Raw genomic sequence first — 681 nt, 5'->3', positions numbered from 1 at the left:
CGCTCTCCATGGCTGGCAGCGCGCGCCGATTATCTTATGTCTCCTCGGTCTTGACTCCCCTATCGTGGCTCAGTTTTGCCCTCTGAATCCTTTCCTATCGTGATAATGGTATATTATCTTGATAGATGCCGCTTAATGTGTTAGTCTTACAGCCATCATCAAATGGAATGTATCAATCCATTCCCCAGGAACTGAAAGATGCCAAACAACCTACGCGACATTATTCCGGTGGGCATCGGCAAAGGGGTTGTAACCCTCATTGCCAATAGTAATGGCATCCGTTTTTTGCCGCCTTCCGCACAGGTTGACACGGCGCCTGGTGCTGGCGGGTATTTCAATGTCGAGATGCCTGTTGCAGAAACAGTTGATGCCGTCGCGGCCCGCTTGCTAGGTGTTTCAGTTGAGGATATTTCAGCGGCCAATGGCCGCGCCCGAAGGGCAATGAAATGAAACATAGAGAATGGAGTGAGACAGCGAATTACCCTGGGCGCAATTGTAATTGTGGCGCTGATCCCGTTTCTTCCGATTTAACAGAAAAGATTGGAGAAGTGCTAAACAACATCGTCTCCTCATCTGAATCGAAATTGAGAGCCATGAGTGCAGAAGAGATTGCCGCGGAATGGTGGTGGCAATGGGACAAAAAAAGGGGTGTTGAATGGAACACCTATGCGTTTTGCAAAG

General features: G+C 49.0%; 1 protein-coding gene and 1 pseudogene. Both read left to right on the top strand.

The window, feature by feature from the left end; all coding sequences use genetic code 11:
• The first annotated feature begins 198 nt into the window (after window positions 1-198).
• Window positions 199-450, top strand: coding sequence for a hypothetical protein (locus ACOCD2_RS24275; RefSeq protein ID WP_293650747.1), 252 nt, complete (start codon window positions 199-201; stop codon window positions 448-450).
• Window positions 447-681: pseudogene (locus tag ACOCD2_RS24270) on the top strand (hypothetical protein); the annotation flags it as partial. The gene ACOCD2_RS24275 and the pseudogene ACOCD2_RS24270, both read left to right, overlap by 4 nt.

Origin of the sequence: Thiolapillus sp., assembly GCF_048562965.1 — a bacterium.
GTDB lineage: Bacteria > Pseudomonadota > Gammaproteobacteria > Chromatiales > Chromatiaceae > Thiolapillus > Thiolapillus brandeum_A.
This window is presented reverse-complemented; position numbering and strand designations above follow the sequence as displayed.